We start from the raw sequence: 25,013 nt of genomic DNA, 5'->3' as shown, positions 1-25,013 counted from the left end.
TTGGGGATTAGCCAAGCGGTAAGGCAACGGACTTTGACTCCGTCATGCATAGGTTCAAATCCTATATCCCCAGCCATCTTTATGCGGACGTGGCTCAGCGGTAGAGCATCGCCTTGCCAAGGCGAGGGTCGCGGGTTCGATTCCCGTCGTCCGCTTTGTTACACTCTGGCGCCATAGCCAAGTGGTAAGGCAAAGCTCTGCAAAAGCTTTATTCCCCAGTTCAAATCTGGGTGGCGCCTCCATAATTGAATACGCCGGCGTGGCGGAATGGCAGACGCGCTCGACTCAAAATCGAGTGGGAAACCGTGGAGGTTCGAGTCCTCTCGCCGGTATTAACTAAAAGAGTTCATTAGAGACATTCTCTAGTGAGCTTTTTTTATTCGAGTTTTAATACCTCACTCATTGTTTGAGCTGAAGATACTTTCGAGTTGTACTCCAAATGCGAATAAACATTGGCTATTATTGCGTAATCACTATGACCCAGCCATTCCTGAACTTCTTTCATGCTTACCCTAATACATCTACATAAATATACTCCAGGTATTCAAGACAATAAGAATTGTCAGAAGACAAGCGATAGGATTCCTGTTATTCCTTCATACGAATCAGAAGCTCATAGAACGTGTCCACCAGTGGCAGTATACGGAGACTGGCTTTATTCTTGGTTCGGTCCTTTTCAATTTCAATATATCTACCATTCAAATTGCCCGATGTGGCAGTATGTTTAATATTAATAGTCAATTCAATAAATCAATAGCTGACCATTTTAATCCTACGACCTCGCTTCGGCTTAGCCCATAAAAGGCAGCCAGGATAACGGAAAGCTCAATTCTTTCGCCTCGGATTACTGCGAGGAGTTGATTCAGCTTCTCGGCATTGTAGAAGCTCACGACGTAATTGTTCTTTTTTGGGCTTTCAACTAAGTCAGGGAGATTCGCCACAATCGGCTTTATTTTCACGGCATACTGAAGGGCTCTGCAAATGTTCGCGTGGTAATGAATAAAGGTATTGGTGCTGACACCTTGCACATTCATTTCATGGGTATACAAGGTCTGAAAATCCTCTGTAGTTAAATCATCAAGCAATACATCCCTTCTTTCTCTCGGAAAAAGGATCTACGCGGCCTTTTACAATGTCGTAATAGGAGATATAGGAGATAAGCCCGATACTGTTTTTCATCATCTCTAGCCATTGAAGCATAAAGTCTCCGAACAGATGGAGTAGCCGCTTTTACTCTTACAGCATATCTTCGTTTTCAACCGCGAGTGCTTGTCCTTTCATATGATAATTCTTCCTGGCTTCCTGAAGCAAGATTTCGGCTCTTTTCTTGGTTCCTTTTATCTTAAGCCCCGTAGGGATCCATTTTGGTTATCGTTTACCATTCTCATCTTTACAGTTAGGCTGATGTCCCGTTGCGCTTTCTCCTCTTCCAATAACTCCAGAGGGTGAACCCGATCCTTTTTCAAATACCGGTTGGGCTTCGGAATGGATTTGCTACAAAAGTGGTAGCTGAATCCGCCGATGGATTGCTTTAGCGCCCAGAAGGTGCATTTGATTTTGAATCGGGCGGTATAAAGTTCGATGATCTAGGTCGCCTCCAGTGTCAGATCGGTGCTGGCTAGAATGGAGCATCGCCTGTTCGGATTCACCAGCAAAAACTACAGTTTTTGGTATACTCTTTGGCCCCATAACATATCCAGACACAGGTAACTGACGGATTATTCATTGCCATACATGCTCACGATAGCGTACTCAAACGCGGCGATACGGCTTTAAAACAGCTCGGCCAAGCACCACCTTTGTCCTCCTTTTACGGTAGCGACCCCGGTCTGTGGCAGGTGTACCATGACGTTCATAGGCAACGGTATTGGACTTGGCTTCGGTTACCAGATCCATCCGGGTGCTGCCGAATGGGTTCCATTGTTCAACCCCCGCAAAGCAGGATTGATCAGAGTAGGCAAAACCATTTCCGGGACGTGCCCTAGTCAAAACACAGCATGAGGCCGATGACAATGACAACAAACCCATGAAAAGCGCCTCCAAAATTGCGTCACATTTAACACAATTGATATTGATTATCAATATCAATTGTGTTAATATGATTTTGTTCACTAGTGAACAAAAAATAATCTAATGGTGACACTGATCTTGGTCTGCAACTACTACAAGAGAGGGGAGATTGGGAAATTGGAGTTTCAAAATCATTTTAAAGGTCATCTTTACGAGCAATATATTAAAATGCTACATCTGAATGAGCTGTATACTGAACAAGAATTTAACTCGTTTCGGCAACAGGCCAGAAAGTACCAGATTGACATGCTCTCTAACAATATTACTAGTGTACACGTTATTGATTGCATTGGTGATTATGAACCGATAAATCATACCGGGATTGTGGAGAAGATGGGGTTGTCCAAAGCTAGCATTACTAAAATTAGTGCAAAGCTGCTGGAAATGGGCTTCATTATGAGAAGTCAACTGAACAGCAATCGTAAGGAGATATACTTTAGTTTAACGGATAAGGGAAGACACGTTTATCATTTGCATAAAGAACTGCACAAAGAAAAAGAAGAAAGGTTTTACCAATTCATTGAATCCTATTCAGAGGTTGAGCTGCAGACTATTGGAAAATTTATGAGTGATTTGGTGGCGCGTGCCGAAGAATACTCCGAAGGGAAGTTTACGATAAATGACGACATTAAAGATTGAGGAATTAAGATCCAAGATTGAAGGGAAAGAAATTTTAAAAGGGCTCACACTGGAGATTCATGGCGGAGAGATTCATGCGATTATGGGGCCTAATGGGACGGGAAAAAGTACATTGGCTTCAGCTTTAATGGGCCATCCCAAATATGAGGTTACTGGCGGTAAGGTGACATTGGACAATGAAGACCTTCTGGAGATGGAGGTGGATGAGCGTGCCCAGGCAGGCTTGTTCCTCGCTATGCAATACCCAAGTGAAATTGCTGGCGTGACCAACTCGGACTTTCTCAGAAGTGCCATCAATGCACGGCGTGAAGAAGGCGATGAGATATCCTTAATCCGTTTTATCCGTGAAATGGAGAGCAAAATGAAGGGGCTGGAGATGAACCCGGAATTTGTGCATCGTTATTTGAATGAGGGATTCTCTGGCGGTGAAAAAAAGCGGAATGAGATTTTGCAAATGATGCTACTTGAACCCAAGTTTGTGATCCTGGATGAAGTGGACTCAGGGCTTGATATTGATGCACTGCGTATTGTGGCCAATGGCGTAAATGAGATGCGCAGCCCGGATAGAGGCTTTTTAATCATCACCCATTATCAACGACTGTTGAATTATATTACCCCGGATTTTGTGCATGTCATGATGCAAGGCCGGATAGTTAAATCTGGCGGTCCGGAGCTTGCACACCGTTTGGAGGCTGAAGGGTACGATTGGGTGAAGGAGGAACTTGGAATTACGGATGAGACGGTAAGGGAAGCTTAAAAGCCGGAGAGGAGGAACAGCACGTGGATATACAAGCTAGAGTTTCAATGAATGTGGACGATTTACGCGCATGGTCAAGCGCTAAGGATGAACCCCGTTGGCTGATTGAACGCCGCGTTCACGCACTCGAACTGGCAGGGACGCTGGAGTTGCCTAAAGTGGAGAAAATCAATCTCGAAAAATGGGATATCTACGAAAGTGGAGATTACAAAGCTGAGAATGCGTGGTCTAGTTTGGAGGAAGCGCCGGAGGTTGTTCGAGGTTTGGTTGCTTCTCCGGTGAAAGGCGGACTAATCGTTCAGTTCAACTCGGATGTAGTGTATACGAAATTGTCCGAGAGCTTAGCCGCCCAGGGAGTCATTTTAACGGATCTGCATACTGCGGCAAAAGAGCATGAGGAGCTGGTTCAACGTTATCTCTTTCAGGCAGTAAAGCCAGAAGAACATCGTTTATCTGCTGCACACAGTGCCTTATGGAGTGGTGGCGTTTTTCTATATGTCCCAGACGGTGTAGAGGTTGAAGCACCCATTCAAGCGATCTTTCTTAACGATACAAGCGGTGTGTGTTTTGCTCCTCACGTCTTAATTGTGGCAGGGAGCAACAGCAAGATCACTTATGTGGATAATTGTGTATCGAGTGGTGATGATGTCAAGGTATTGCATAACGGTGTGACGGAGGTCTTCGCGGGGGCGGGCTCAAAGGTGCAAGTAGCTTCGGTTCATCAGCTTGCTGCAACTACAACAGATTTCACCCAGCGACGGGCGGTCGTTCTTGCTGATGGGGGTGTGGAATGGATTATCGGTGAGATGAACAATGGTTATACCGCCAGCGATACCAAGACTTTGCTACAAGGCAACGGGGCGGACTCCGACAATAAGGTGATTGCTATTGGCACGAGCAATCAAAAATCGAGCTATACAACTCAAGCTCAGCATTTTGGCAGAAGCTCGGTAAGCCAGATGATTACGCGTGCAGTCATGCTTGAAGAAGCTACGGCCATTATCAACGGCATTACAAAGATTGAAAAAGGTGCAACCCATTGTGATGGTCAGCAAACAGAACGCGTGCTTATGCTAAGTCCTAAAGCTCGCGGCGATGCCAATCCGATCCTGCTGATAGATGAGGATGATGTAACCGCGGGTCATGCTGCATCCGTGGGGCAAGTAAATGCAGAGCAAATCTATTATCTGATGTCGCGCGGGATATCACGGAGTGAAGCCGAACATCTTGTTATTTTCGGATTTCTCGCTCCTGTCATTTCGGAGATCCCGCTGGAAGGTGTTCGCAGTCGCCTAAAAGATTTAGTGGAAAGCAAGCTCGGCAGATCATAGCAAATCAAAATGAATCTTGAAAGGTTAAAAAGGAGTGATACTAATGGCTAAAAAAGCACCAGATATGGGCGAATATAAATATGGGTTTCGCGACAAGCACCAGTCTATTTTTCAATCTGGAAAAGGTCTGACGGAAGAGATTGTCCGGGAAATTTCCCGGATCAAGGAAGAGCCGGAGTGGATGCTCAATTTTCGGTTGAAAGCTTTGAATCAATTCTACAAAATGCCGATGCCTGAATGGGGAGCGGATTTGACCGGGCTAAATCTTGATGACATCCAGTATTACGTTCGCCCTTCTGAAAAACAGGGAAAGACCTGGGAGGAGGTTCCTTCCGAGATCAAAGCAACCTTTGACAAGCTGGGAATCCCTGAAGCGGAGCAAAAGTTCCTGGCGGGCGTATCCGCTCAATATGAGTCGGAAGTAGTTTATCACAGCATGCGGAAAGAACTGGAGGATCAAGGCGTTATTTTCCTTGATACGGATAGTGCATTAAAGCAATACCCCGAAGTGTTTAAGCAACATTTTGGGACGATCATCCCTCCCGCCGACAATAAATTTGCGGCGCTTAATAGTGCGGTTTGGTCAGGCGGTAGCTTTGTATACATTCCGAAGGGTGTTCAGTGCAAGGTTCCTATACAAGGTTATTTCCGTATTAATTCTGAAAATATGGGTCAATTCGAGCGGACATTAATTATTGCCGAAGAGGGCAGCTTTGTCCATTATGTTGAAGGATGTACAGCACCTATTTATAGTACCAGTTCTCTGCATAGTGGAGTTATTGAAATTATTTGCCGGAAAGATTCCCGTGTCCGTTACACGACCATTCAGAATTGGGCTCCTAATATCTACAACTTGGTAACCCAAAGGGCTGTGGCAGAAGAAAATGCGACAATGGAATGGGTGGACGGCAACATCGGCTCCAAGGTAACAATGAAGTATCCGGCAGTATTATTGAAAGGACGGGGAGCCAAGGGGTCCATCCTGTCTATTGCCGTAGCCGGTAAAGATCAGCATCAAGATGCTGGCGCGAAGGTAATTCACCTTGCTCCCGAGACAACATCAACGATTATATCCAAATCCATCAGCAAGCAGGGCGGAAAAGTAAACTACCGAGGGTTGTCCAGCTTCAGCCGCGATTCCGCAGGGTCCAAGTCCAATATTAAGTGCGATACGTTGATATTGGACAACATGTCAACATCAGATACGATTCCGTACAATGAAATTAAAAACGATCAGATTACTTTGGAGCACGAGGCAACAGTATCCAAAGTGTCCGAGGAACAATTGTTTTACTTAATGAGCCGCGGGCTTACAGAACAAGATGCTACACAAATGATTGTAATGGGCTTTATTGAACCGTTTACCAAAGAATTGCCAATGGAATATGCCGTTGAAATGAATCGGTTGATTCAATTTGAGATGGAAGGAAGCATCGGTTGATTCATTAATTTAATAGATCAAACCTTTATCATTCTTTAAAGAAGTGCGAGGTGCGTGCTAGTAATGAAGAAAAATAATTCGGACGATTCAGAACTAGCTCAAATTGCCCGAGAGATACGAAAACTTCAGTTCTGCTTCTATATGCTGTCAGGATTGAGCGCAAGTTGTGGTGTGATGATACCTTTAGACTCTATTTATACGCTTATAAGGGAACTTTCGGATCAAGAGGTCACTCTTAGGCAAAAAGCAAAGGATCACTCAGACGATCTAGGGTGAAAAAAGGTCTGAATTGACGGTTGGTAAAACAATGGGAGGAGTTGACATAATGGATGAAAATGGAGTTTTATTCGATGAAGTATCGGAAGTTCTTCTCAAACTACGTCCTTTCTTACTGCGTGACGGTGGAGATGCTGAACTGGTCGAGGTTGAGAACGGTATAGCAAAATTAAGATTTTTGGGAGCTTGCAATGGTTGCCCAAGTGCTACGATTACGTTAAAGGTTGCTATTGAGCGCGCAATTCTTGAGGAAATTGATGATATTAAAGAAGTTGTACAAGTATTCTAAAATTTTTACTTCATCAAACAAGGTATTATCAAGATTGTATTCGACATCGAGTGGGAAACCGTGGAGGTTCGAGTCCTCTCGCCGGTATACACAAAAGGGTGATAAAATGCTTAAAGGCATTTTATCATCCTTTTTATTATTCATACTCATGATTTAAGGAACAAAACTAACTTGGATTTAGATTAGTTGAGGGAAGAACTTTGCTTAGGTTTTCCCAATAGATTCAAATTTGACCCGGTCTTTGACCTTATAGTAAGATGGTGGTACTGAAAAAACATTTTCGGTTTATTAAGTACGAGAGAAATGAGGGCGAATATGCAGGAAAGAATTTTGGAGGCTTTTGTAGATGAAGTTCATGAAAATGGATTGAAATTTACGATGGATGATCTTGCGAAAAGACTCGCTATTAGTAAGCGTACATTGTATGAAAATTTTTCGTCTAAGACGCTTATTTTAGAAACACTTATTGAGCGTACAAATGATGATATGATTCGAAAAACTGAGCAAATTATCGAAAATAATGAGTTATCTTTGTTAGACAAGATTAAGCAGTCGATTAGGGTCATGCCTCTGTATTATAAGTTTTACGATTTAAGAATATTGGACCAGATGAAAAAGTATTATCCTGAGCAATGGAAAAGGGTACATGCCGATTTAAATGACTGGTCTCCGATTAGAACATTAATTCAGGAAGGCATCCAAGAAGGAATTATTGTGAACAAAAATGAGGCTCTGATCATGAAGCTTATTATTGAATCTGTAAATTTAACGCTTGATCAGCGTTTCTTTCTGGATAACAGTGTGACGGTAGAGGAAGCAACTTATTCTATTGTAGATATTCTGTTGTTCGGATTGGTCGAAAAATAAAAAATAGCCTCATCAATATGCTGCATATTTGAAGAGGCCATTTTTTTATATGAAAACTAAGAAAACAATTTTAGTTTCAATTGTTTTTGAAAAAGAATAATGAAGTTTACCTAATGTTGAATAAAGAGATACGGAAAAGGAAGGGTGGAAATATGTCTATACTCACAAGAAATCGAGGAGCAATGCTGTTATTGATGCTTAACATTTTTTTGGCATTCATGGGGATTGGATTGGTTGTCCCTGTGTTACCTAAGTTTATAAGTGAGCTAGGGATGAATGGTTCCTCGATGGGACTGATGGTTGCAGCTTTTGCGTTGACACAGCTTTTGTTATCACCATTGTCAGGAAAGTTGTCTGATCGTTATGGACGTAAAAAGTTGATTGTTTCTGGGATGTTCATCTTCATGTTATCAGAGCTTGTTTTTGGACTGGCGAATTCCATTCCTACTCTGTTCATAGCACGAATCATGGGTGGAGCAGGGGCAGCGTTGCTTACTCCTTCTATTATGGCCTATGTTGCTGACGTGACCTCGTTTGAGGAAAGAGGCAAGGGAATGGGCATGATCAATGCAGCGATCAACACAGGCTTCATAATCGGGCCAGGGATTGGCGGATTGCTTGCCACATATGGAATACGCATTCCCTTTTTTGCGGCAGCAGGAGCTGCGGGAATAGCAGCTATCTTGTCTCTGTTAGTACTGCCTGAGTCTTTAAGCAAGGAAAAGCAACAATATAATAGAGAGCTTCCACGTCAAAAAGAAAATCTTTTGCAGCAATTTGCCAAGTCATATCAATCTCCATATTTCATGGGTTTACTCATTGTATTTGTCGTTGCTTTTGGGTTAGCGAACTTTGAAACAGTATTTGGACTGTTTGTTGACCATAAATATGGTTTTACACCGATGGATATTGCCATCATCATAACGACAGGCTCCATTTTGGGAGCAGTTGTCCAAGCGACTATATTTGGATGGATCATTAATCGTTTTGGAGAGAAAAAAATAATTCACCTCTGTTTGGCTATTGGGGGCCTGTTCATTTTTCTAACCCTATTTGCTGAACAGTACGTGATGATTATGCTGACGACCTTCATCATTTTTCTGGCTATGGATATCCTTCGTCCGGCAGTAAGCACTTCTCTATCGCGGCAGGCTGGAGATGAGCAAGGCTTTGTGGCAGGCATGAACTCGTCCTATACCAGCTTGGGTAATGTGATTGGACCGCTTGTTGCGGGATTGCTATTCGATGTTCATATTAATCTGCCTTATATGGTTGCAGCTATAGCGTTACTGGCTTGTCTCGTCCTTTCACTACGTTCCAAGCAAGCGGGTGAGCAACACTCGATAGCCCATGCAGCAGAACAGCATAGAGGAGGATAGCCGCAGGTCTATACTCATCCCCGACTTAGGTCTAGGTTCAAAAACCGTCTGGGGTCCGTTTTGTCAAACGCTTGTTCAGCGTACAATAAGGACATAAGCAAGACACAGTGAAAGGCGGTGAGAGATGATGAGAGTTAACAAAGGGAATGGGTTAGCCATTGTACTGATCGTGTTGGGTTCGATTATGCTGCTCGGTAAGTTTACTCCGTTTTTCGGTCACTTTTTAGGACATCTGATTGGTTACTTAATTCCGATAGCTATGGTCATGCTAGGCTACTACGGTGTGAAAAAAGGAAATGCGCTCTTCGGCTGGATCGTACTTGTACTTGGGGTACTGATTTTGCTTGGCAAACTGTCCTGGCTTCTGGGACCGCTACTGGCAATCGGGTTAATCATATTTGGTGTTTCCCTGCTGAGTGACCGCAGAAGACGTTACTGATTTTAGCAGTTTGGCGAATGAAGAAAGATTGCAGTAACGAAGTGTTGAATTGTTGAATTATGGGATACGAATTGTGAAAGGAGCAGACGCAAATGAGTGTTTTTCGAAGAATGCGCGATATCACGGTAGCGACCTTTAATGAGCATTTGGAACAAAGTCAAGACCCAGTGCAACTGATTGACCAGTTCTTGTATAATACCCGCCAGGAAATTGCCGAAGCGGAAAAACTCCATCAACAGTATGCGATGCATACAAGACAGATGAAGCAGCAGTTGGATCATGCATTGTCCATGCAGACCAAACGGGAGGAACAGGCGCTACTGGCTTTGAAGGCTGATGAAGAACATATCGCGAAGCTGGCCCTTCAGGAGAAAATGCTATATGCAGAAAAAGAAGAGCAGTATAGAGAACTGTGGGAGCAGAGCCGTGAATCACTACGTGAGCTAGAACAACAGCTAGATACATTAAAGACAGAATATCAAACGGTACACAGCAAGCGTCAGTATTATGCGGCACGTGTACAGACGTTGAGACTCCAGCAGCAAATGAACGAACGGGCTGGTACATACGGTGGACGGAATGTTCCCCGAATGTTCAACCGCTTGGAAGACCGGGTAGCCGATATGGAAGCAGAAACGATGAGTCTGCGTGATTTACGTCGGGGTGAGGGCGACCATGCACAGGATGCCCAAGGCGGTGGATCGCTGCTCGAACAAGAGTGGGCGAGACTGAAAAGCAAGCTGAACAACAGCGGGAAGGAGTAATTTGATAATGACCCGAATTTACAGATCAAGCCGGGATAGAGTAATAACAGGTGTATGTGGCGGTCTTTCTGACGCAACAGGAATGGACTCAACATGGATTCGTATTCTGGTTGTGATCAGTTTCTTTATTACAGCAGGAACCACATTTATGATTTATGTGATTGCGGCCCTGGTTATCTCCAAGGAGCCGAGATCTCCTTTCGATGGAGGATTTGGCCCTGACAGCGGTCCCTACAATCAACAGGATCCACGCTATTATGGCAGTAACAATACAAGATCGCAGTATGGGCAGGGAACTGGTTACAACCAGGGCGGTGCATATGGCAATTCGAATCCGTTTTTTGGTCAAGATGCCCGCAACTCATCTAAATTTAACACAGGTCAGAACAGTGACCTGGATTCCATGATGGAAGATATCGAGAAAAAGGCAATGAAAAAAGAATTGGCAGAGTTACGCAAAAAAGTAGAGCAATTTGAGAAGGGAGATCGTAAATAATGGGGATCTTTAAAAGAATGAAGGATATGACAAGAGCATCGGTGAATGAAGTGTTGGATAAAGTGGAAGATCCGATTATTATGTTGAATCAATATCTGCGCGATATGGAGGCGGAAATTCACGAGGCTGAGGTAACGGTTGCCAAGCAAATGGCGAATGAACGACGTATGAAACAGCGTTTGGAGGAAGCGGTACGTGTATCCAATGAGCGTGAGAAGCAAGCTGAATCCGCATTGCGAAATGGTCAGGAAGAAGTAGCGCGCAAGTTGTTGGGAGAGAAGATTTATTTTGTGCAGAAGCAGGACGAATACCGCGACTTGCATACACAAGCTGAGCTTCAAGCAAAAGAATTGGTACAGCAGCTTCACGACATGAAAGATGAATTCTATAAAATGCGCAACAAGCGCAATGAGTTGGTATCCCGTGCTCAAATGGCGAAAGCCAAAAAGCAAATGTCTCAAATCAATAGTTTGCACACGATTGAAAGTGGGTCTGCTTCATTGGGCTTCCACCGTATGGAAGAAAAAATCATGCAAATGGAAGCTGAAGCTGACGTACTGCGTGCTCCTTACCGTCAAGCTCCAGGAGAAGCATATGTTAATCCGGCTGAGGCTGAAAAACAGTTTAAAGTGGATGAGCAGCTTCAACAGCTTAAGTCCAAAATTCAGACAGGTGCTAAACCAGTCGATATGAAGAAGGACTGACTACTCGGAAACAAGACATTATGATATGCTGTATGGAATGGACATTGGTCGATGATCGTGCCTAATCTGTATGGTTCAGGAAAGCCATATGGCGGAATGTTGCGCCACTATGGCTTTTCCGTCCTATATAAACAAAAAGGGGGTGCAGCATGGAGAGAAGAAAATCAGCCTTGGCACTGGCAGGGATTGGCATCGGGATTATCATTTTATTCGGTCAGTGGATTGGGTTCCTCTCCGTGGTTGCACTGATCCTAATGTTGGCCGGAATATATAAGATCCGCAATTCCAAAATCAAAAAGGGTTACACGATGCTCGCGATTGGTGCTGGATTGTTAGTGCTGGATCATTTGTTCCTGTTTGTTGTAGTTACACTAGCATCATTAGCTGTATTCTATTCACGTTCAAGGAAGCTGCATAAAGGTCAAAGTTCCATATTCAAGCACAATTTTATATCCAATCATAAATGGGATGAAGTGCCTTGGAGCCTGCGCAGCACAAGCATATGGCATGTGGTTGGGGACGTGGATGCCGACCTGACGTTGGCTCTCCCAGAGGAACGTGAGCCCGTCATATTTTTGCAGGGGATCTTCGGTGACATTGACATCACCCTACCGGATAATTACGGTGTAGAGGTGGAGATGTTCATATTGTTCGGACAGATTCAGTTTGACCGGGATCATGAGGCGGGGATGCTCAATCGACTGGTTTGGAAGTCACCCCATTTTGAGCAGAGTGAGTATAAAGTGAAGTTTGTCGTTTCGTACTTGGCGGGCGATGTCCGCGTCCGATTTTATTGAATCAGGAGGAGCCGGGATGAATCATAAAAAAACGTCCAACATGGTAACCCGCAGTATGGGTGAAGGTATCCTCCTGTGTGTTGTTGTGGGCGTAGTTGTCTTTTATATGCTGTATACATATGGATATGTGAAGTCGTTCCCAACCTGGGGAATGATATTGAAAGTTGCAGGAGCCGTTATACTGGTGTTGATTGGTACAGGGGCAATGTACGGATTTTATGAAAGCTACCGCTTTAAAAGCAGACTGGAAATGTTGAGAGAGACGTTGCTGATGTGGGAAAAGGGAACCCCTGCACGTGAGTTGCCGCCCCTAGGGCATGATGAGCTTGGCAGGCTGGGAGAGCAGCTGGAACGGATTGGGCGTAAATGGCAGGAACAAGTTACGTCTTTACAACGCTTATCCACGGATAATGCTCAGTTGGCAGAACAGGCACGGATGACTGCGATTGTGGAGGAGCGGCAGCGGCTGGCCAGAGAGTTGCATGACGCCGTATCACAGCAATTATTTGCTATTTCAATGACGGCGACGGCTGTGGGGAGGACGCTGGATAAGGATTTTGATAAAGCGCAGCGGCAAGTTGCGCTAATTGAAGAAATGTCTTCCGTGGCACAATCCGAAATGCGGGCGTTACTACTTCATCTGCGGCCTGTCTATCTGGAAGGGAAACGGCTTGAGCAGGGTTTGCGTGATTTGGTACAAGAGTTGCAGGCAAAGGTACCGATGGAGATTGATTTTGAGATTGAAAGCGGAGTACAGTTGGTTAAAGGCATTGAGAACCACTTGTTTCGCATTGTTCAGGAAGCGATGTCTAATACATTGCGCCATGCCAAAGCAACCCGCATGGAAATTCGTATCGTGCAACGCCCGGATTCTATCAGGCTGACGATTCGGGATAACGGTATTGGTTTTGAACTGGATGAGAAAAAGCAGACTTCATATGGATTATCCACAATGCAGGAGCGGGTCAGTGAGATTGGGGGAGCTATTCAGTATATAACGGCTCCGGGAAAAGGAACACGGATCGAGGTGTCCGTGCCAGTTATTAATGATGAAAGCGGAAGGAACGATGATCATGGAAACGGAATTACCGATTAGCGTACTGCTGGTAGACGACCATGAAATGGTACGGATTGGTCTTGCGGCGGTGCTGGGGACGGAAGAAGGTATTGAAGTGGTCGGCGAGGCCGGAAGCGGAGAAGAAGGCATACGGTTGGCTTCCGAATACAAGCCAAATGTGATTTTGATGGATCTAGTCATGGATGGCATGGATGGCATCGAAACGACACGTCAAGTAACGCGCCTGCTTCCAGAGACCAAGGTGATTGTGCTGACGAGTTATTTGGACGATGAGAAAATGTATCCGGTCATTGAGGCAGGGGCGTTCAGCTATTTGCTCAAAACGTCTCGTGCTTCCGAGATAGCGGATGCGATCCGTGCAGCTGCACGCGGACAGTCCGTACTAGAGTCACAGGTGGCCTCCAAGATGATGAATCGATTCCGCCAACCACAGGCTGAGGCACCCGCGCATACGGAGCTGACTGATCGTGAGATGGAGGTGCTTCGCCTGTTGGCACAAGGGAAGTCTAACCAGGATATCGCAGATGAGCTGATTATCGGGATTAAGACGGTAAAATTCCATGTCACGAACCTTCTCGCTAAATTAGGAGTGGAAGACCGTACACAGGCGGCGATCTATGCCTATAAGAACGGATTAGCAGAGTAGAAGTAGAATAAACGAATACAAAGAACCGGAGACGACAATAGTCCTCCGGTTTTTTTGTGTTCCATAACAAGTTGTTTAGATCAGGAGGAATAAAAAGGCGATTAAAGCCAGATCTAATGCAAGCCCTGCCCCGTATCCATATCCGCCGTACCCACCGCGATAGCCTGTTCTGCCATTTCCATAATTACTATAGCCATTTCCAGCAAATCCGCTTGCGTCATAAGGAAAGGATGGGCTCAGAGGTGCGTTGGGCGGCTTAATTAAGGCATTTAGTTTGGCAGAGGTACGAGCTTTGTTTGTAGGATTCCTTTTTTTCTTTTTAGAGGAAATCTTTTTCGGGGATTGTTTTCCTTTGTTACTGTAGCTCCCGGCATAGAGACTACCAGGAAAAGAAGGTGGATATCCGTTCAACATCAGCTTGCCTTTGCTACACCCACTTAAGATGCCGATGTGTCGTGTACCATCACGCATAACGGCACAGACCAGACGTCCACCATGAGGTGCCACATTGGCTTCATTTACAGGATAAATCGGAAACATGATTTCACCTCTTTTGGTGTAAGATGCATTGTGATCATAGTCTATTCTTACGGTGCCTACGATGTATGGTCGAACACCCAGTAGGCAGATGAATATTTTAGAAGGGCTTGGCCGTAGTGCTGTGTGTATAAAACCTCTGACAATGGGAATGCTATTGATAGATTCATAGATTTCAATCCAGCCGAAAAAGAAAGTATCCAGAGCGTAAGTGTGGGAATCGGATGGTTGTGGAGCGGGGGGAACGATAATGTTAAAAGCAGAGCTGATTAAAAAGGGGATTATTGCAATTTTGGTATTAGGAACGGTGCTGGTACTAGCTGGCTGGCGTTACGGAACCCTTCAGACAAACCGAAATGACTCCCGCGAGGCAGAAACGGCTTTACGCTCATTGTTAATCATCTCGGATCAGACCCCGGGTACGTTGGATAAGCTGGTTGTGAAGTGGCAAGGCGATTGGATTTCTAACCATGAAGAGCCAGCAGATGTGGCGGCACAGATAGCTGATCAGCTGAATATACCCACAGTAAACAAACTCGTAGAAAATGGACACACGGTTTATCGTTCTGTTCGTGATAGTGAGGATCTGAGAATCCGCTTAAATGTGATGGAACGTCAAACTGGACAATGGTATGTAGTTGTTCAACTGGAGAGCAATGATGCAGGACGTGAGCGGTTGATTCAGCTTCATAAGCTTTGTGCTGAGCAATTAAAGTCTATGGGAATTCAAGCACAGTGGAACACGGCCCTTCAGCGTTCGCTGCATACAGAGGAATCCAAAGATCAACTGTTGAAACTGACAGAGGCGAGCTTAGCATGGAATATCTCGATGCAGGCCAAAGAAAGATATACGGATGCGACTACTGTGGCTATATCCTATGAAGCTCCAGAGCTGCCGTTAATGATTCAAAGCGGTGAGCATCAGGTCCGGATGCAGATGGCTGTACATGAAGATAGGGAGCAGCAGGATACACGTATAACACTCGGTTTCCCGCTCATCACGATTGAATACTGACTTATAAGGTAAATTTATGATTCATCGGATAGCTTATCCATGTAGGATATGATAAAATATCATCAAATCTTTAGTTCCATGTTTTTCGAAAATCAAGTATGATCTTGTATAAATATACACAATACTACATGCAGATTTCGGGGATTGTGGATTGCGGAATCTTGACATGGGAAGAATGAGGTACTTCATGGCTGACATACCTGTTAAAGAATCTGTTGTGACGCAAGGCGCAGTTCTGTTTATTTTTGGCGCTACGGGCGATTTGGCTCGTCGCAAGCTTTTTCCTGCTATTTACAGCTTGTACCGCGAAGGCAAGCTTGCTGACGATTTTGCCGTTATTGGTGTAGCAAGGCGTCCTCGCACAGAGGAAGAATTCCGTAATGACCTGTACGCTTCCATACAGGAGTTTAGTCGCTACAAAGCAGAAAATGATCAAGAATGGCAGGCATTTGCCGAGCATTTTGAATATAAATCGCTGGATATCAACAATGTCGAAGGGTTCCATGAGCTGAGACAGCAGACGGAGTCTATAGAAAGCAAGTTTAACATACCGGGAAATCGGTTGTTTTATTTGGCCTTGGCTCCTGAGTTATTCGGAAGCGTGTCGAAGAGTTTGAAAGATGGCGGCATGATGGATGGAAAGGGCTGGAATCGCCTGGTGATTGAGAAGCCATTCGGTTATAACCTCGAATCTGCACAAGAATTGAACGTTGAAATACGAGAAGTATTTGCCGAAGAAGAAATTTATCGGATTGATCACTATCTTGGCAAGGAAATGGTACAAAATATTGAGGTGATCCGCTTCGCGAATGCCTTCTTTGAACCACTGTGGAATAATAAGCATATTGCCAATGTGCAAATTACGCTTAGTGAAACGGTAGGGGTGGAGGAACGCGGAGGTTACTACGATCATTCCGGCGCCTTGCGGGATATGGGACAGAACCATATGTTGCAAATGCTAACGATGATTGCGATGGAGCCACCTAGTCGTTTGTTGCCTGAGGATATCCGTGATGAAAAGGTAAAAGTGTTGCGTTCGCTGCGCCCTTTTGAAACGTCTGAGGATGTGAAAACCAATGTGGTGCGTGGTCAATACACCGAAGGCAGTTATCGCGGTCAGCAGTTGCCGGGGTATCGCCAAGAAGACAAGGTTGATCCACAATCGAACACAGAGACTTATTTTGCTTCACGCGTGTTTGTTGATAATTTCCGTTGGTCTGGCGTACCGTTCTATATCCGTACGGGCAAACGTCTCCCTGTAAAAACAACGGAGATTGTTGTGGAATTTAAGAGCATGCCAACGAACGTGTACCTCGGTCAAAAGCATAAGCTGGAACCGAACTTGCTCGTGATTCGGGTCAATCCAATGGAGGGCATTTACATTAAAATCAATGCCAAGAAACCCGGTTCGGAATCAGATATTGAGCCACTGGCTATGGATTTTTGCCAAAGCTGTATGGTGGGTATCAACTCACCGGAGGCTTATGAACGGTTGCTGATGGATGCAATTGAGGGTGATTCGACGTACTTCACGCGTTGGGATGAGGTTGCCACGGCATGGGGATTCGTCGATCGAATCGCCAAAGCATGGCAGCAGACCCCGGATACGCTGGAAACCTATGCTGCAGGTTCATGGGGACCGGAAGGTGCTCACAAGCTATTGGAGCAGGATGGCTTCAAGTGGTGGCCGGTTAGCGGTCAGGATGAAGATAATGTCATCTGGCGAGTAGGCGGCGTTCAGTAATCCCGATTTGTCCTGCATCCCCCTATGTCCTGTTCAGGACGTAAGGGGATGCTTTGCGTTCGGAGTGTGCTATAATAGCTTAGTCTCAGGTTTTCAGTTTGCAACTGATTATAAGTTAAAGGCAGGCTAAAACATGTAAATAGATCGTATTTTTAATGAATATGGTAACGGAGTACGCCGAATACTGGAGCTAACGGCAATATAGCCGATAGAGCCGATGAACTTATGAAAACAGGCGTGCATCATGGCCTTTTTATGAATAGCTTGAGCAGTAATGCAATGGATTTGATCATGAAGGGATATGTGAAATGAGTAAAACAACAGATATACTTCAACAGGAAGTCGACAAACGGCGTACGTTTGCGATTATTTCTCACCCGGATGCGGGTAAAACGACACTGACGGAAAAGCTGCTGCTGTTCGGGGGCGCGATTCGTCTTGCGGGTTCAGTTAAAGCGCGTAAAGCAAGCAAACACGCTACGAGTGACTGGATGGAGATTGAAAAACAGCGGGGGATCTCTGTAACATCCTCAGTAATGCAATTTGATTATAATGGTCACCGCATCAACATTCTGGACACCCCAGGTCACCAGGATTTCAGTGAAGACACGTATCGTACATTAACAGCAGCAGATAGTGCAGTCATGCTGATTGACGTGGCGAAAGGTGTGGAAGCACAAACGATTAAACTGTTTCAGGTTTGTGCGAAGCGTGGAATTCCGATTTTCACCTTCATTAATAAACTGGATCGTGAGGGACGCAGTCCTTTTGATCTAATGGAGGAGCTGGAGCAGGTGCTTGGCATCCGTTCGGTGCCTATGAATTGGCCGATTGGTACAGGCCGTGAGCTGTGCGGTGTCTATGACCGTGTCAAAAATCAGGTCGAGCTGTTTCAGGGAGATGACCATTCCACGATCAAAGTACAGAAAGTGGAAGATTACAATGATCCGATCATTCGTGAGATGGCGGGCGAATATCTGCATGACCAATTATGTCAGGACTTGGAGTTGCTTGACGTTGCGGGTGACCCTTTTGACATGGAGAAAGTACAGCGCGGAGAATTGACACCTGTATTCTTCGGCAGTGCGATTAATAATTTTGGTGTACAAACATTTTTGGAAAACTTCCTTCAGCTTGCTCCTAAACCGGAGCCGCGCCGTAGTACAGCTGGGGAAATTGAGCCAACAAACGAAAAGTTTACCGGCTATGTATTTAAAATTCAAGCAAACATGAACCCGGCTCACCGTGACCGTATTGCATTTTTGCGTATTGTCTCCGGTAAGTTTCAACGCGGGATGAGTGTTAAGCATGTACGGATGGGCAAGGAAATTAAGCTGTCCCAGCCACAACAGTTCCTGGCACAGGACCGTGATATTGTCGAGGAGGCTTTTCCTGGCGATATTATAGGATTATTTGACCCGGGTATTTTCCGTATTGGTGATTCACTCAGCCAAGGTAGCGAGGTTGTGTTTGATGAATTGCCGACCTTCTCGCCTGAGATTTTTGCCAAGGTAACGGTGAAAAATGCCTTGAAGCACAAACAGTATCTGAAGGGTATTGATCAGTTGACCGAGGAAGGTATGATTCAGGTGTTCCGTACGGTGAGCTTCGACGATACGTTACTGGGTGTTGTCGGCCAACTGCAATTTGAAGTATTTGAGTACCGCATGAAGGGTGAATATGGCGTTGATGTACAGCTTCAGCGTATGCCATTCCAATTTGCACGTTGGATTGTGGATGATCAGATTGACCCGAGCAAGTTCCGTATTAACTCTACGCTGGTAAAGGATAAGAAGGGCAATTATGTCGCCTTGTTCGAAAACGAGTATGCGATGCGTACGGCTATGGAGAAAAATCCGACAGCTAAGTTCTTAGAAATGGCTCCATAATATTGAATAAGCAGAACAGTTTGATCTCAGTCATTTAGTGTATACAACGAATAGTCCACTCGATGTTAATGCGAGTGGACTATTCTCGTTTTCGAATACGGGTAAAATAATGAGCACAATTAAATCGGAACCAAATGTTAAATAGCTAGAGCTAGGTTAAGGGTACGGGTTTGATTTTATCGATTTGTTCATGTGCCAAATGGACGAAATCGTGCTGCTGGTTTGGACTCATATGCTTCCAAGCAATTTCAAGAATGACACCCAACCCAGGCAAAGCGGCCTCCGGTCCGTCCACTGACCCAATAATCATGTCCGTAAGATCAGCTTCTGATTTGCCGTGTACTTTGTGAACAATTGCTTGTCGTAAATCCATTGTAATGGGCATGTGTACCTCCCGTATGTTGTAGTAGTGGTCGAATGTATTATGGCTTGGGCTGTTGTCCAGTATACATGGAGAAGCATTTGGCATAAGTATGTCAAAATTTATGTTTGTAGCATGATATGCTATACTATGACGGACAGTATGGTGATCGGGAGGTAAAGAAGGAATGGCAAAAAAACAGTATGCGGTCATTGGTATGGGCCGTTTTGGTTCCAGTGTTGCCAGTGCGCTGAGTGAGATGGGTTTTGATGTGCTGGCTATTGACTCGGACGAGCAGCGTACACAGGAAATGTCGAATATTGTGACGCATGCGGTGTCTGCCGACTCGACGGATGAGGAAGCGCTGCGAGCGCTGGGTATCCGTAATTTTGACGTAATCGTAGTTGCGATTGGTGAAGATATACAGGCCAGTATTCTGACGACATTGATTCTCAAGGACATGGGCGTACCAGCTCTTGTGGTCAAGGCACAAAATGAACTGCATGGGAAAGTGCTGCAAAAAATAGGTGCGGATAAAGTCGTTTACCCTGAACGGGATATGGGGTTGCGGGTAGCCCATCATTTGACATCTCCCAACATTTTGGATTATATCGAGCTGTCCAAGGACTACAGTATTTTGGAGATGAGAGCTGCCGATTCCATGATTGGCAAAAACCTGAAGGAGCTCGACATACGCGCACGCTTCGGCTGCAATGTGATGGCGATTCGCAGAAATCAGGAAATGAACATTTCACCTTATGCCGAAGATCGTCTGGAGTCGGGTGATGTGCTGGTCATTGTAGGCCACAAGGATGATCTGACCAAGCTGGAGCTGGCTTTTGCAGCCTAATGAAGGCTTGATGTTCAAGTACAAGTGATGCATCATTTATTTTTAAGAAGCGGACAAAGAAACGGAAGGTTAAACGAATGGAAATCATTTCACCGAATAATGCACGTGTAAAAGAGTGGGCGCAACTGCTGGAGAAAAAGCATCGCACACGGCAGCATAAATATATTGTCGAAGGTATTCATCTGGTGCAGGAAGCGCTGCGTTCGGACGCGGCTGTCGAAATCGTCGCCTATGATTTGGACAAGGGCATTCCCGCTGAGCTGAATGGCCTAGATCAAGCCGACCAGCCGGTGGAATGGGTTCCCGTGTCAGCGGCGGTCATTGCAAAATGCACCGATACGAAGACGCCGCAGTCGGTCTTTGCCATCGTGCGTAAGGAGGAGCGCAGTGCTTTCCCGGCATTGCTGGAGCAGCCGGATGCACTGGTGATGGTGCTGGACGGGGTGCAGGACCCCGGCAATGTAGGCACCATCATCCGCAGCGCGGACGCTGCTGGAGCCGCAGGCGTAATATTGGGTCATGGCTGCGCCGACCTGTACAATCCCAAAACGATCCGCTCCACGATGGGATCGTTGTTTCACCTGCCGGTGATTGAAGGCAGCCTGGAGGAGCTTTTACCGCAGGCCAAAAGTAAAGGTGCCCGCTTGCTCAGCACCTCGCTGGATGCGAGCTTGTCATGCTATACCATAGATTTGCGCGCTTCCACTTGGCTTGTAATCGGAAACGAAGGCCAAGGGATTTCTGCTGCTACCGCGCGCATGGTGGATGAGTCGGTATTCATTCCGATGCAGGGGCAAGCGGAATCACTAAACGCAGCGATGGCTTCTACAGTGCTATTATTTGAGGCGATGAGACAACGAAACTAAGAGAAGAACACGGGTGCATGTGTGTGGTTTATAACATCAATTGAGACAACTTATAACATCAAAGTGAGACAATATAAGTGCCCGTAAAGCCAGTAAAGACGGGGAAGTTTTCTAATAACAAACCAAGTACTTGTTGTTTACTGATCTAAGATTTGTTGTTTTTATAGTAAAAAAAGTAGTGGAATTTCTATAAGTTGTTGTAAGATAAACACTCTCCAATGAACTGTCTGCCATGGACTTTTTGAAGGGACCCCATACTGTTTGGGGATCGTTTACAGGACAATCGATGTATGTTGAAGCGGCGGTTCGATTTAGTGTACTGACCGATGTAGGACCTATGATCGAAGTTTTCCCGTTTGGAACAAGCTAGTGAATCATATGAGAAAATGATGTCAGCTAAGACACGATTCCGTGCCGTATTGAGTATGACTAAATGATAACTCATTCCCAACTTTGTCGATTTAAACGTTATGGACCTTAAGCCTGTATTGGCTTTGAGGTCCTTTATTTTGCGAAAACGATAGGTTCGTACGTTGGATGATATATCTGAGCTTATTATCAACGGGAAAACTAGCTACCTGGCTGCTGTAGGTAATAAAAATGAGATGGCCAGAGAAACAATTAGTCTGTTAAGTAACGAACAGAAATACCTAGAAATGAGAAACGCTTATGTAAACAAAGCTCATTTAAATTTTAGTTCAGATCAAATCACAAGTCACAATGAAGGGATATATAACCGTGTGCTTGAAACTAACAGAGGTGCTTCACCAGGAGAGAACCTTCAGAGAAATGTGATTCACTCTTGACAGAAGGAGAGTATAGATTTATAATTCAACTAATCAATTGAATAATTGTTAATGATAAATTATATTTAGTGGGGGATCTCCAGTGGGAGCAACTGCATTGACAAAAAATACGTTTTCAAATCAAATCCAGTCTGGCGTGACCTTGGTAGACTTTTGGGCTCCATGGTGTGGACCTTGTAAAATTCAGCTTCCTATTGTGGAAGAATTAGCTGATGAGCTAAAAGGACAGGCAACGTTGGCAAAAGTTAATGTCGACGAGGAAACCGAATTAGCTTCACAATTTGGTATTCGAAGTATTCCAACTTTGTTGCTTTTTAAAGATGGTAAGCTCGTTGATACTATGGTTGGTGTAAATCAAAAAAATGTCCTTAAAGACAAAATTCTTAAATTGGTTAATTGATGTGAAAATCGACAACATTATAATGAAATAATGTTGTCGATTCTTTTTTTGTTCTGAGAGCGCTCCCTTCAACGTAGCGGATGCAGTTTGAGAGTGACTCAATATCATCATATAGAGAAGATAATCTTTTAACATATGTGACTCCCTGATGAAACATGGATGAAGGAGAGAAACAATGAGAAACCAAGTTGAAAAAAATGCTCCGGTGATAATCGTTGGAACTCGGAAAATTCGATCTTGGACCTACATGGTTCTGCCACACTATGAGAAAATTAATACTCAACTCACAAAAGAACTGGGTTTGGAGACATTTAATCAATTTAACAAATAACAAAGGACGAATGCTCTTAGAACGTTCCCAACATGAAACACCACAACAACATCTTTTACCACATGAGGCAATGGAGCCCTCACTAAGATTTGTTAGTGGAGTACAGTCTATGATTGAGGCGATAAGTGCTACTTTGCCATAAGGAGCAATCCAGCTTAACACACGTGTAACTTTGATTCATCAAGAAGAAGACGGTACAATCTGCTTAGAAGCCAATGGAAAACAATTTTAGACAACTGTAGTTACTATTGCTATTCAACCACGGCTAGCTGAAAGAATATTAAATTTGAGCCAAAGCTTCCTTATGATCTGCAGTCATATTTAGTTGGTAAACCAACATGGATGGCCGGTCAAGCTAAAGTTATTTCCATTTACGACGACCATTTTGACGTGAAGTTGTACTCTCCAGTTTTACATCAAGTTGGGTGGGATCTCTACAAGAAATTCACGATGCTTCACCAGGTACAGGGACAGGTGCCCTTTTTGGATTTTTGGTTTACCAGTAAAGGAGCGGCAGACTTTGGGAGAAGATAAACTCATGTAACTTGTGTTGGAACAATTGGAGGGCATATTTTTTACGGGCACTGAGACGGCTGATCAACAGGGAGGACATTTTGGAAGGGGCGATTCTCAATCAGCTGATCAAATCGTAGCCAGATTTCTAGAACGATACACACAATAATGAGAAAAAAACTTCTACTTTTGTAAATATTTTTTGTCTGGAAAAAGGATTTAAACAATGAATATGAAATGGGCATTTTAAGAGAGGAGAAATTTGAGCGTGCGTTTAGTGGACTTAACCTCAATACAAGAAATAGAATCCTTCATCGGAAGTAATCCTTTGAGTATGTTATACGTATCTCAAGATGATTGTAATGTATGCCATGCCATTTACCCTAAGCTCAAAACAATGCTTAATCTATACCCTAAATTGGCACTTGCTCATGTTGATGCTAGTCAAGTGGAGGAGATCACAGGAAGGTTTTTAATTTTTTCTTGCCGACGATCTTGGTTTTTCTTGATGGGAGAGAATATCTACGCGAAGGTCGTTTTGTTCAATTTGAACAATTGAAAAAACAATTACAGTTATTGTCAGATGTAGTTTAAATCTTCGATTAAAAACAAAAGGCACACCTTCAGTATTATGTCCTTTCTTAGGCGTTTTATTGAAGGTGTATTTCAAGTAATGGCCAATTCTGTTGTTAGAAAAACCACCTTTACCAAGTAAAAGGTGGTTTTTCTAACAACAAAACATGCGTTATATGTTCTTTTATGTTGATTTTCGTTCCACCAAAGTAAACTCTGGTGAATTTAGTGCGTTTTTCGTCTGGTTAAGCTTATTATGAATAATAAAAAAGGCATGTGCATACAGTTCTGCCGGCACTTCGATTTGCTTGGCGATGTATGAAATGAGGTTCTTCAAATTTATGGAACTGAAATCGTGCTCGTATTGGAAGAACTTAAACATGAACGCGAAACCGATCCTCGTCTCACTGCTCTTATTCCCCATTTGCTGCATTTCGTTCGGGAGAAAGGTAAAATGCTCAATCAGCTCGTCCAATTCCCAATTTCGCTTCATGTAATCCCTTCCGAATAAAGTTCCTATTACTGTGAGTAACGGAACTGAGCACTTGAAATAAGTATAAATAATTCGGAACTTTTATTTATTCATGGGGACTAGACTAACGGGCAGGTTAGTTTAAAAACCTTCTTAATATACTCTTTTTAAGGGTTTTCTGATGGGTTCGTTTCTCAGAAATAAAAGCTTCTTTGTACGTTCTTGTTTACAAGGTTTTCTCGATTACAATGGATAATTTGTAGTTAGCGTAATTGTTTAGCTCTAATAAAAATTGGTTTAACGCTTCATTACTTGGAAACCTACATTCAAGCAGATAGCATCCATCACCGCTTATTTTGTAATTATTTAGGATGTGATCCTCTTTAGAATGAATGAATGAAAGAAATGGTTGATGGTGTGTATCTTTAATATAGATATTTAGAAATGCATACGTAAAACATCCTAATTTTGCGTGATTAACTTTAATGCTGTATCCCTCTATAACTCCAGTATCCTCAAGTTTTTCTACTCGGGCTGCTGCTGCAGGTCCAGTTAGGTGCACTCTTTCCCCTAATTCTTTCATGGTAATTCGACTATTTTGACTCAGCTCTTCAATAATTCGTTTATCTGTTTGATCCAAATCAAACGCATCTCCTTTAAAAAATAAAGTAAAAAGACCAATA

Annotated in this window: 25 protein-coding genes, 4 tRNA genes and 1 pseudogene; 24 read left to right on the top strand and 6 right to left on the bottom strand. The window is 44.1% G+C overall.

Annotated elements, in window-relative coordinates; translation table 11 throughout:
* The first annotated feature begins 1 nt into the window (after position 1).
* From NLX74_RS16005 to NLX74_RS15990, 4 genes are all read left to right on the top strand, one after another.
* Positions 2-76 (top strand) — tRNA-Gln (locus NLX74_RS16005).
* 7 nt (positions 77-83) lie between these two features.
* Positions 84-155, top strand: a tRNA-Gly gene (locus tag NLX74_RS16000).
* A gap of 12 nt (positions 156-167) precedes the next feature.
* A tRNA-Cys gene (locus NLX74_RS15995) sits at positions 168-242 on the top strand.
* Positions 243-253: 11 nt separating this feature from the next.
* Positions 254-332, top strand: a tRNA-Leu gene (locus tag NLX74_RS15990).
* A gap of 405 nt (positions 333-737) precedes the next feature.
* Here the strand turns inward: NLX74_RS15990 and NLX74_RS15985 are convergent.
* Positions 738-1,085 carry a site-specific integrase gene (locus NLX74_RS15985; protein ID WP_254329276.1) on the bottom strand — a complete coding sequence of 116 codons (348 nt, stop codon included), beginning with the start codon at positions 1,083-1,085 and terminating at the stop codon, positions 738-740.
* A 667-nt stretch (positions 1,086-1,752) separates the two neighbouring features.
* Positions 1,753-2,028, bottom strand: a complete 276-nt coding sequence (locus tag NLX74_RS15980; protein WP_254329275.1) for a hypothetical protein — start codon at positions 2,026-2,028, stop codon at positions 1,753-1,755.
* Between the two features lie 159 nt (positions 2,029-2,187).
* Here NLX74_RS15980 and NLX74_RS15975 point away from each other — a divergent pair, with 159 nt between their 5' ends.
* From NLX74_RS15975 to NLX74_RS15910, 14 genes are all read left to right on the top strand, one after another.
* A complete protein-coding gene (locus NLX74_RS15975) occupies positions 2,188-2,709 on the top strand; it encodes a MarR family transcriptional regulator (RefSeq protein ID WP_023990248.1) in 522 nt (173 codons plus the stop codon).
* Entirely contained in the window at positions 2,690-3,466 is a 777-nt protein-coding gene (gene sufC / locus NLX74_RS15970; RefSeq protein WP_023990247.1) for a Fe-S cluster assembly ATPase SufC, read from the top strand. The genes NLX74_RS15975 and sufC overlap by 20 nt, the downstream gene beginning before the upstream one ends.
* Before the next feature lie 23 nt (positions 3,467-3,489).
* A complete protein-coding gene (sufD, locus tag NLX74_RS15965) occupies positions 3,490-4,797 on the top strand; it encodes a Fe-S cluster assembly protein SufD (RefSeq protein ID WP_483311656.1) in 1,308 nt (435 codons plus the stop codon).
* A 43-nt stretch (positions 4,798-4,840) separates the two neighbouring features.
* Positions 4,841-6,238, top strand: a complete 1,398-nt coding sequence (gene sufB, locus NLX74_RS15960; protein WP_254329274.1) for a Fe-S cluster assembly protein SufB — start codon at positions 4,841-4,843, stop codon at positions 6,236-6,238.
* Between the two features lie 325 nt (positions 6,239-6,563).
* Positions 6,564-6,803: a NifU family protein gene (locus tag NLX74_RS15955; protein ID WP_013373004.1), complete on the top strand. Its 240-nt coding sequence runs from the start codon at positions 6,564-6,566 to the stop codon at positions 6,801-6,803.
* Positions 6,804-7,118: 315 nt separating this feature from the next.
* The gene (locus NLX74_RS15950; protein WP_254329273.1) at positions 7,119-7,670 is read left to right on the top strand and encodes a TetR/AcrR family transcriptional regulator; all 552 of its coding nucleotides are present in this window, start codon (positions 7,119-7,121) and stop codon (positions 7,668-7,670) included.
* 152 nt (positions 7,671-7,822) lie between these two features.
* A complete protein-coding gene (locus NLX74_RS15945; protein WP_061829901.1) occupies positions 7,823-9,049 on the top strand; it encodes an MFS transporter in 1,227 nt (408 codons plus the stop codon).
* 127 nt (positions 9,050-9,176) lie between these two features.
* The gene (locus tag NLX74_RS15940; protein WP_013311898.1) at positions 9,177-9,488 is read left to right on the top strand and encodes a LiaF transmembrane domain-containing protein; all 312 of its coding nucleotides are present in this window, start codon (positions 9,177-9,179) and stop codon (positions 9,486-9,488) included.
* Between the two features lie 92 nt (positions 9,489-9,580).
* Entirely contained in the window at positions 9,581-10,252 is a 672-nt protein-coding gene (locus tag NLX74_RS15935; protein ID WP_013311897.1) for a PspA/IM30 family protein, read from the top strand.
* 7 nt (positions 10,253-10,259) lie between these two features.
* Positions 10,260-10,748 carry a PspC domain-containing protein gene (locus NLX74_RS15930; protein ID WP_013311896.1) on the top strand — a complete coding sequence of 163 codons (489 nt, stop codon included), beginning with the start codon at positions 10,260-10,262 and terminating at the stop codon, positions 10,746-10,748.
* Positions 10,748-11,452 carry a PspA/IM30 family protein gene (locus NLX74_RS15925; RefSeq protein WP_061829898.1) on the top strand — a complete coding sequence of 235 codons (705 nt, stop codon included), beginning with the start codon at positions 10,748-10,750 and terminating at the stop codon, positions 11,450-11,452. Before NLX74_RS15930 ends, NLX74_RS15925 begins: the two co-directional genes overlap by 1 nt.
* Before the next feature lie 149 nt (positions 11,453-11,601).
* Positions 11,602-12,249 (top strand): cell wall-active antibiotics response protein LiaF, encoded by a 648-nt coding sequence (gene liaF, locus NLX74_RS15920; RefSeq protein ID WP_061829897.1) that lies wholly within the window; start codon positions 11,602-11,604, stop codon positions 12,247-12,249.
* Between the two features lie 16 nt (positions 12,250-12,265).
* The gene (locus NLX74_RS15915; protein ID WP_023990236.1) at positions 12,266-13,345 is read left to right on the top strand and encodes a sensor histidine kinase; all 1,080 of its coding nucleotides are present in this window, start codon (positions 12,266-12,268) and stop codon (positions 13,343-13,345) included.
* On the top strand, positions 13,323-13,973 hold the full coding sequence (locus NLX74_RS15910) for a response regulator (protein ID WP_013372995.1): 651 nt from the start codon (positions 13,323-13,325) through the stop codon (positions 13,971-13,973). The genes NLX74_RS15915 and NLX74_RS15910 overlap by 23 nt, the downstream gene beginning before the upstream one ends.
* A 75-nt stretch (positions 13,974-14,048) precedes the next feature.
* Here the strand turns inward: NLX74_RS15910 and NLX74_RS15905 are convergent, their stop codons facing one another.
* Complete coding sequence (locus tag NLX74_RS15905) at positions 14,049-14,513, bottom strand: hypothetical protein (RefSeq protein ID WP_254329272.1); 465 nt, start codon at positions 14,511-14,513, stop codon at positions 14,049-14,051.
* Positions 14,514-14,760: 247 nt separating this feature from the next.
* Between NLX74_RS15905 and NLX74_RS15900 the strand changes: the two genes are divergently transcribed.
* The 3 genes from NLX74_RS15900 to NLX74_RS15890 all read left to right on the top strand — a co-directional run bounded on the left by NLX74_RS15900 (position 14,761) and on the right by NLX74_RS15890 (position 19,158).
* Positions 14,761-15,525 carry a YwmB family TATA-box binding protein gene (locus tag NLX74_RS15900; protein ID WP_254329271.1) on the top strand — a complete coding sequence of 255 codons (765 nt, stop codon included), beginning with the start codon at positions 14,761-14,763 and terminating at the stop codon, positions 15,523-15,525.
* A gap of 187 nt (positions 15,526-15,712) precedes the next feature.
* Positions 15,713-17,269, top strand: coding sequence for a glucose-6-phosphate dehydrogenase (zwf, locus tag NLX74_RS15895; RefSeq protein WP_069290361.1), 1,557 nt, complete (start codon positions 15,713-15,715; stop codon positions 17,267-17,269).
* 308 nt (positions 17,270-17,577) lie between these two features.
* Positions 17,578-19,158, top strand: coding sequence for a peptide chain release factor 3 (locus NLX74_RS15890; protein WP_013311888.1), 1,581 nt, complete (start codon positions 17,578-17,580; stop codon positions 19,156-19,158).
* A 151-nt stretch (positions 19,159-19,309) separates the two neighbouring features.
* Here the strand turns inward: NLX74_RS15890 and NLX74_RS15885 are convergent, their stop codons facing one another.
* Positions 19,310-19,543 carry a small acid-soluble spore protein SspI gene (locus NLX74_RS15885; RefSeq protein ID WP_016819939.1) on the bottom strand — a complete coding sequence of 78 codons (234 nt, stop codon included), beginning with the start codon at positions 19,541-19,543 and terminating at the stop codon, positions 19,310-19,312.
* A gap of 160 nt (positions 19,544-19,703) precedes the next feature.
* Here NLX74_RS15885 and NLX74_RS15880 point away from each other — a divergent pair.
* The 3 genes and pseudogenes from NLX74_RS15880 to trxA form a co-directional block, all read left to right on the top strand.
* A pseudogene (locus NLX74_RS15880) lies at positions 19,704-20,369 on the top strand (potassium channel family protein); the annotation flags it as partial.
* Between the two features lie 77 nt (positions 20,370-20,446).
* The gene (locus tag NLX74_RS15875; RefSeq protein WP_254329270.1) at positions 20,447-21,235 is read left to right on the top strand and encodes a TrmH family RNA methyltransferase; all 789 of its coding nucleotides are present in this window, start codon (positions 20,447-20,449) and stop codon (positions 21,233-21,235) included.
* Positions 21,236-22,123: 888 nt separating this feature from the next.
* Positions 22,124-22,441: a thioredoxin gene (gene trxA / locus NLX74_RS15870; protein ID WP_061829892.1), complete on the top strand. Its 318-nt coding sequence runs from the start codon at positions 22,124-22,126 to the stop codon at positions 22,439-22,441.
* Between the two features lie 1,601 nt (positions 22,442-24,042).
* On the opposite strand, the gene NLX74_RS15865 is transcribed toward trxA, so the two are convergent.
* Both NLX74_RS15865 and NLX74_RS15860 read right to left on the bottom strand, forming a co-directional pair.
* Positions 24,043-24,351: a DUF4158 domain-containing protein gene (locus NLX74_RS15865; RefSeq protein ID WP_254329269.1), complete on the bottom strand. Its 309-nt coding sequence runs from the start codon at positions 24,349-24,351 to the stop codon at positions 24,043-24,045.
* Between the two features lie 205 nt (positions 24,352-24,556).
* Entirely contained in the window at positions 24,557-24,970 is a 414-nt protein-coding gene (locus tag NLX74_RS15860; protein WP_081112447.1) for an Lrp/AsnC family transcriptional regulator, read from the bottom strand.
* Positions 24,971-25,013: the final 43 nt, after the last annotated feature.

Origin of the sequence: Paenibacillus sp. MZ03-122A, assembly GCF_024213325.1 — a bacterium.
Classification (GTDB): Bacteria; Bacillota; Bacilli; order Paenibacillales; family Paenibacillaceae; genus Paenibacillus; species Paenibacillus polymyxa_B.
The sequence above is the reverse complement of the archived record's forward strand: the minus strand, read 5'-3'. Positions and strand labels throughout refer to the sequence as shown.

Bases quoted from the DNA above. Each gene is read 5' to 3' on its own strand.
- NLX74_RS15980 (WP_254329275.1), bottom strand. From the start codon at position 2,028: ATGGGTTTGTTGTCATTGTCATCGGCCTCATGCTGTGTTTTGACTAGG.
- sufC (WP_023990247.1), top strand. From the start codon at position 2,690: ATGACGACATTAAAGATTGAGGAATTAAGATCCAAGATTGAAGGGAAA.
- sufB (WP_254329274.1), top strand. From the start codon at position 4,841: ATGGCTAAAAAAGCACCAGATATGGGCGAATATAAATATGGGTTTCGC.
- NLX74_RS15955 (WP_013373004.1), top strand. From the start codon at position 6,564: ATGGATGAAAATGGAGTTTTATTCGATGAAGTATCGGAAGTTCTTCTC.
- NLX74_RS15950 (WP_254329273.1), top strand. From the start codon at position 7,119: ATGCAGGAAAGAATTTTGGAGGCTTTTGTAGATGAAGTTCATGAAAAT.
- NLX74_RS15945 (WP_061829901.1), top strand. From the start codon at position 7,823: ATGTCTATACTCACAAGAAATCGAGGAGCAATGCTGTTATTGATGCTT.
- NLX74_RS15940 (WP_013311898.1), top strand. From the start codon at position 9,177: ATGAGAGTTAACAAAGGGAATGGGTTAGCCATTGTACTGATCGTGTTG.
- NLX74_RS15935 (WP_013311897.1), top strand. From the start codon at position 9,581: ATGAGTGTTTTTCGAAGAATGCGCGATATCACGGTAGCGACCTTTAAT.
- NLX74_RS15930 (WP_013311896.1), top strand. From the start codon at position 10,260: ATGACCCGAATTTACAGATCAAGCCGGGATAGAGTAATAACAGGTGTA.
- NLX74_RS15925 (WP_061829898.1), top strand. From the start codon at position 10,748: ATGGGGATCTTTAAAAGAATGAAGGATATGACAAGAGCATCGGTGAAT.
- liaF (WP_061829897.1), top strand. From the start codon at position 11,602: ATGGAGAGAAGAAAATCAGCCTTGGCACTGGCAGGGATTGGCATCGGG.
- NLX74_RS15915 (WP_023990236.1), top strand. From the start codon at position 12,266: ATGAATCATAAAAAAACGTCCAACATGGTAACCCGCAGTATGGGTGAA.
- NLX74_RS15910 (WP_013372995.1), top strand. From the start codon at position 13,323: ATGGAAACGGAATTACCGATTAGCGTACTGCTGGTAGACGACCATGAA.
- NLX74_RS15905 (WP_254329272.1), bottom strand. From the start codon at position 14,513: ATGTTTCCGATTTATCCTGTAAATGAAGCCAATGTGGCACCTCATGGT.
- NLX74_RS15900 (WP_254329271.1), top strand. From the start codon at position 14,761: ATGTTAAAAGCAGAGCTGATTAAAAAGGGGATTATTGCAATTTTGGTA.
- zwf (WP_069290361.1), top strand. From the start codon at position 15,713: ATGGCTGACATACCTGTTAAAGAATCTGTTGTGACGCAAGGCGCAGTT.
- NLX74_RS15890 (WP_013311888.1), top strand. From the start codon at position 17,578: ATGAGTAAAACAACAGATATACTTCAACAGGAAGTCGACAAACGGCGT.
- NLX74_RS15885 (WP_016819939.1), bottom strand. From the start codon at position 19,543: ATGCCCATTACAATGGATTTACGACAAGCAATTGTTCACAAAGTACAC.
- NLX74_RS15875 (WP_254329270.1), top strand. From the start codon at position 20,447: ATGGAAATCATTTCACCGAATAATGCACGTGTAAAAGAGTGGGCGCAA.
- NLX74_RS15865 (WP_254329269.1), bottom strand. From the start codon at position 24,351: ATGAAGCGAAATTGGGAATTGGACGAGCTGATTGAGCATTTTACCTTT.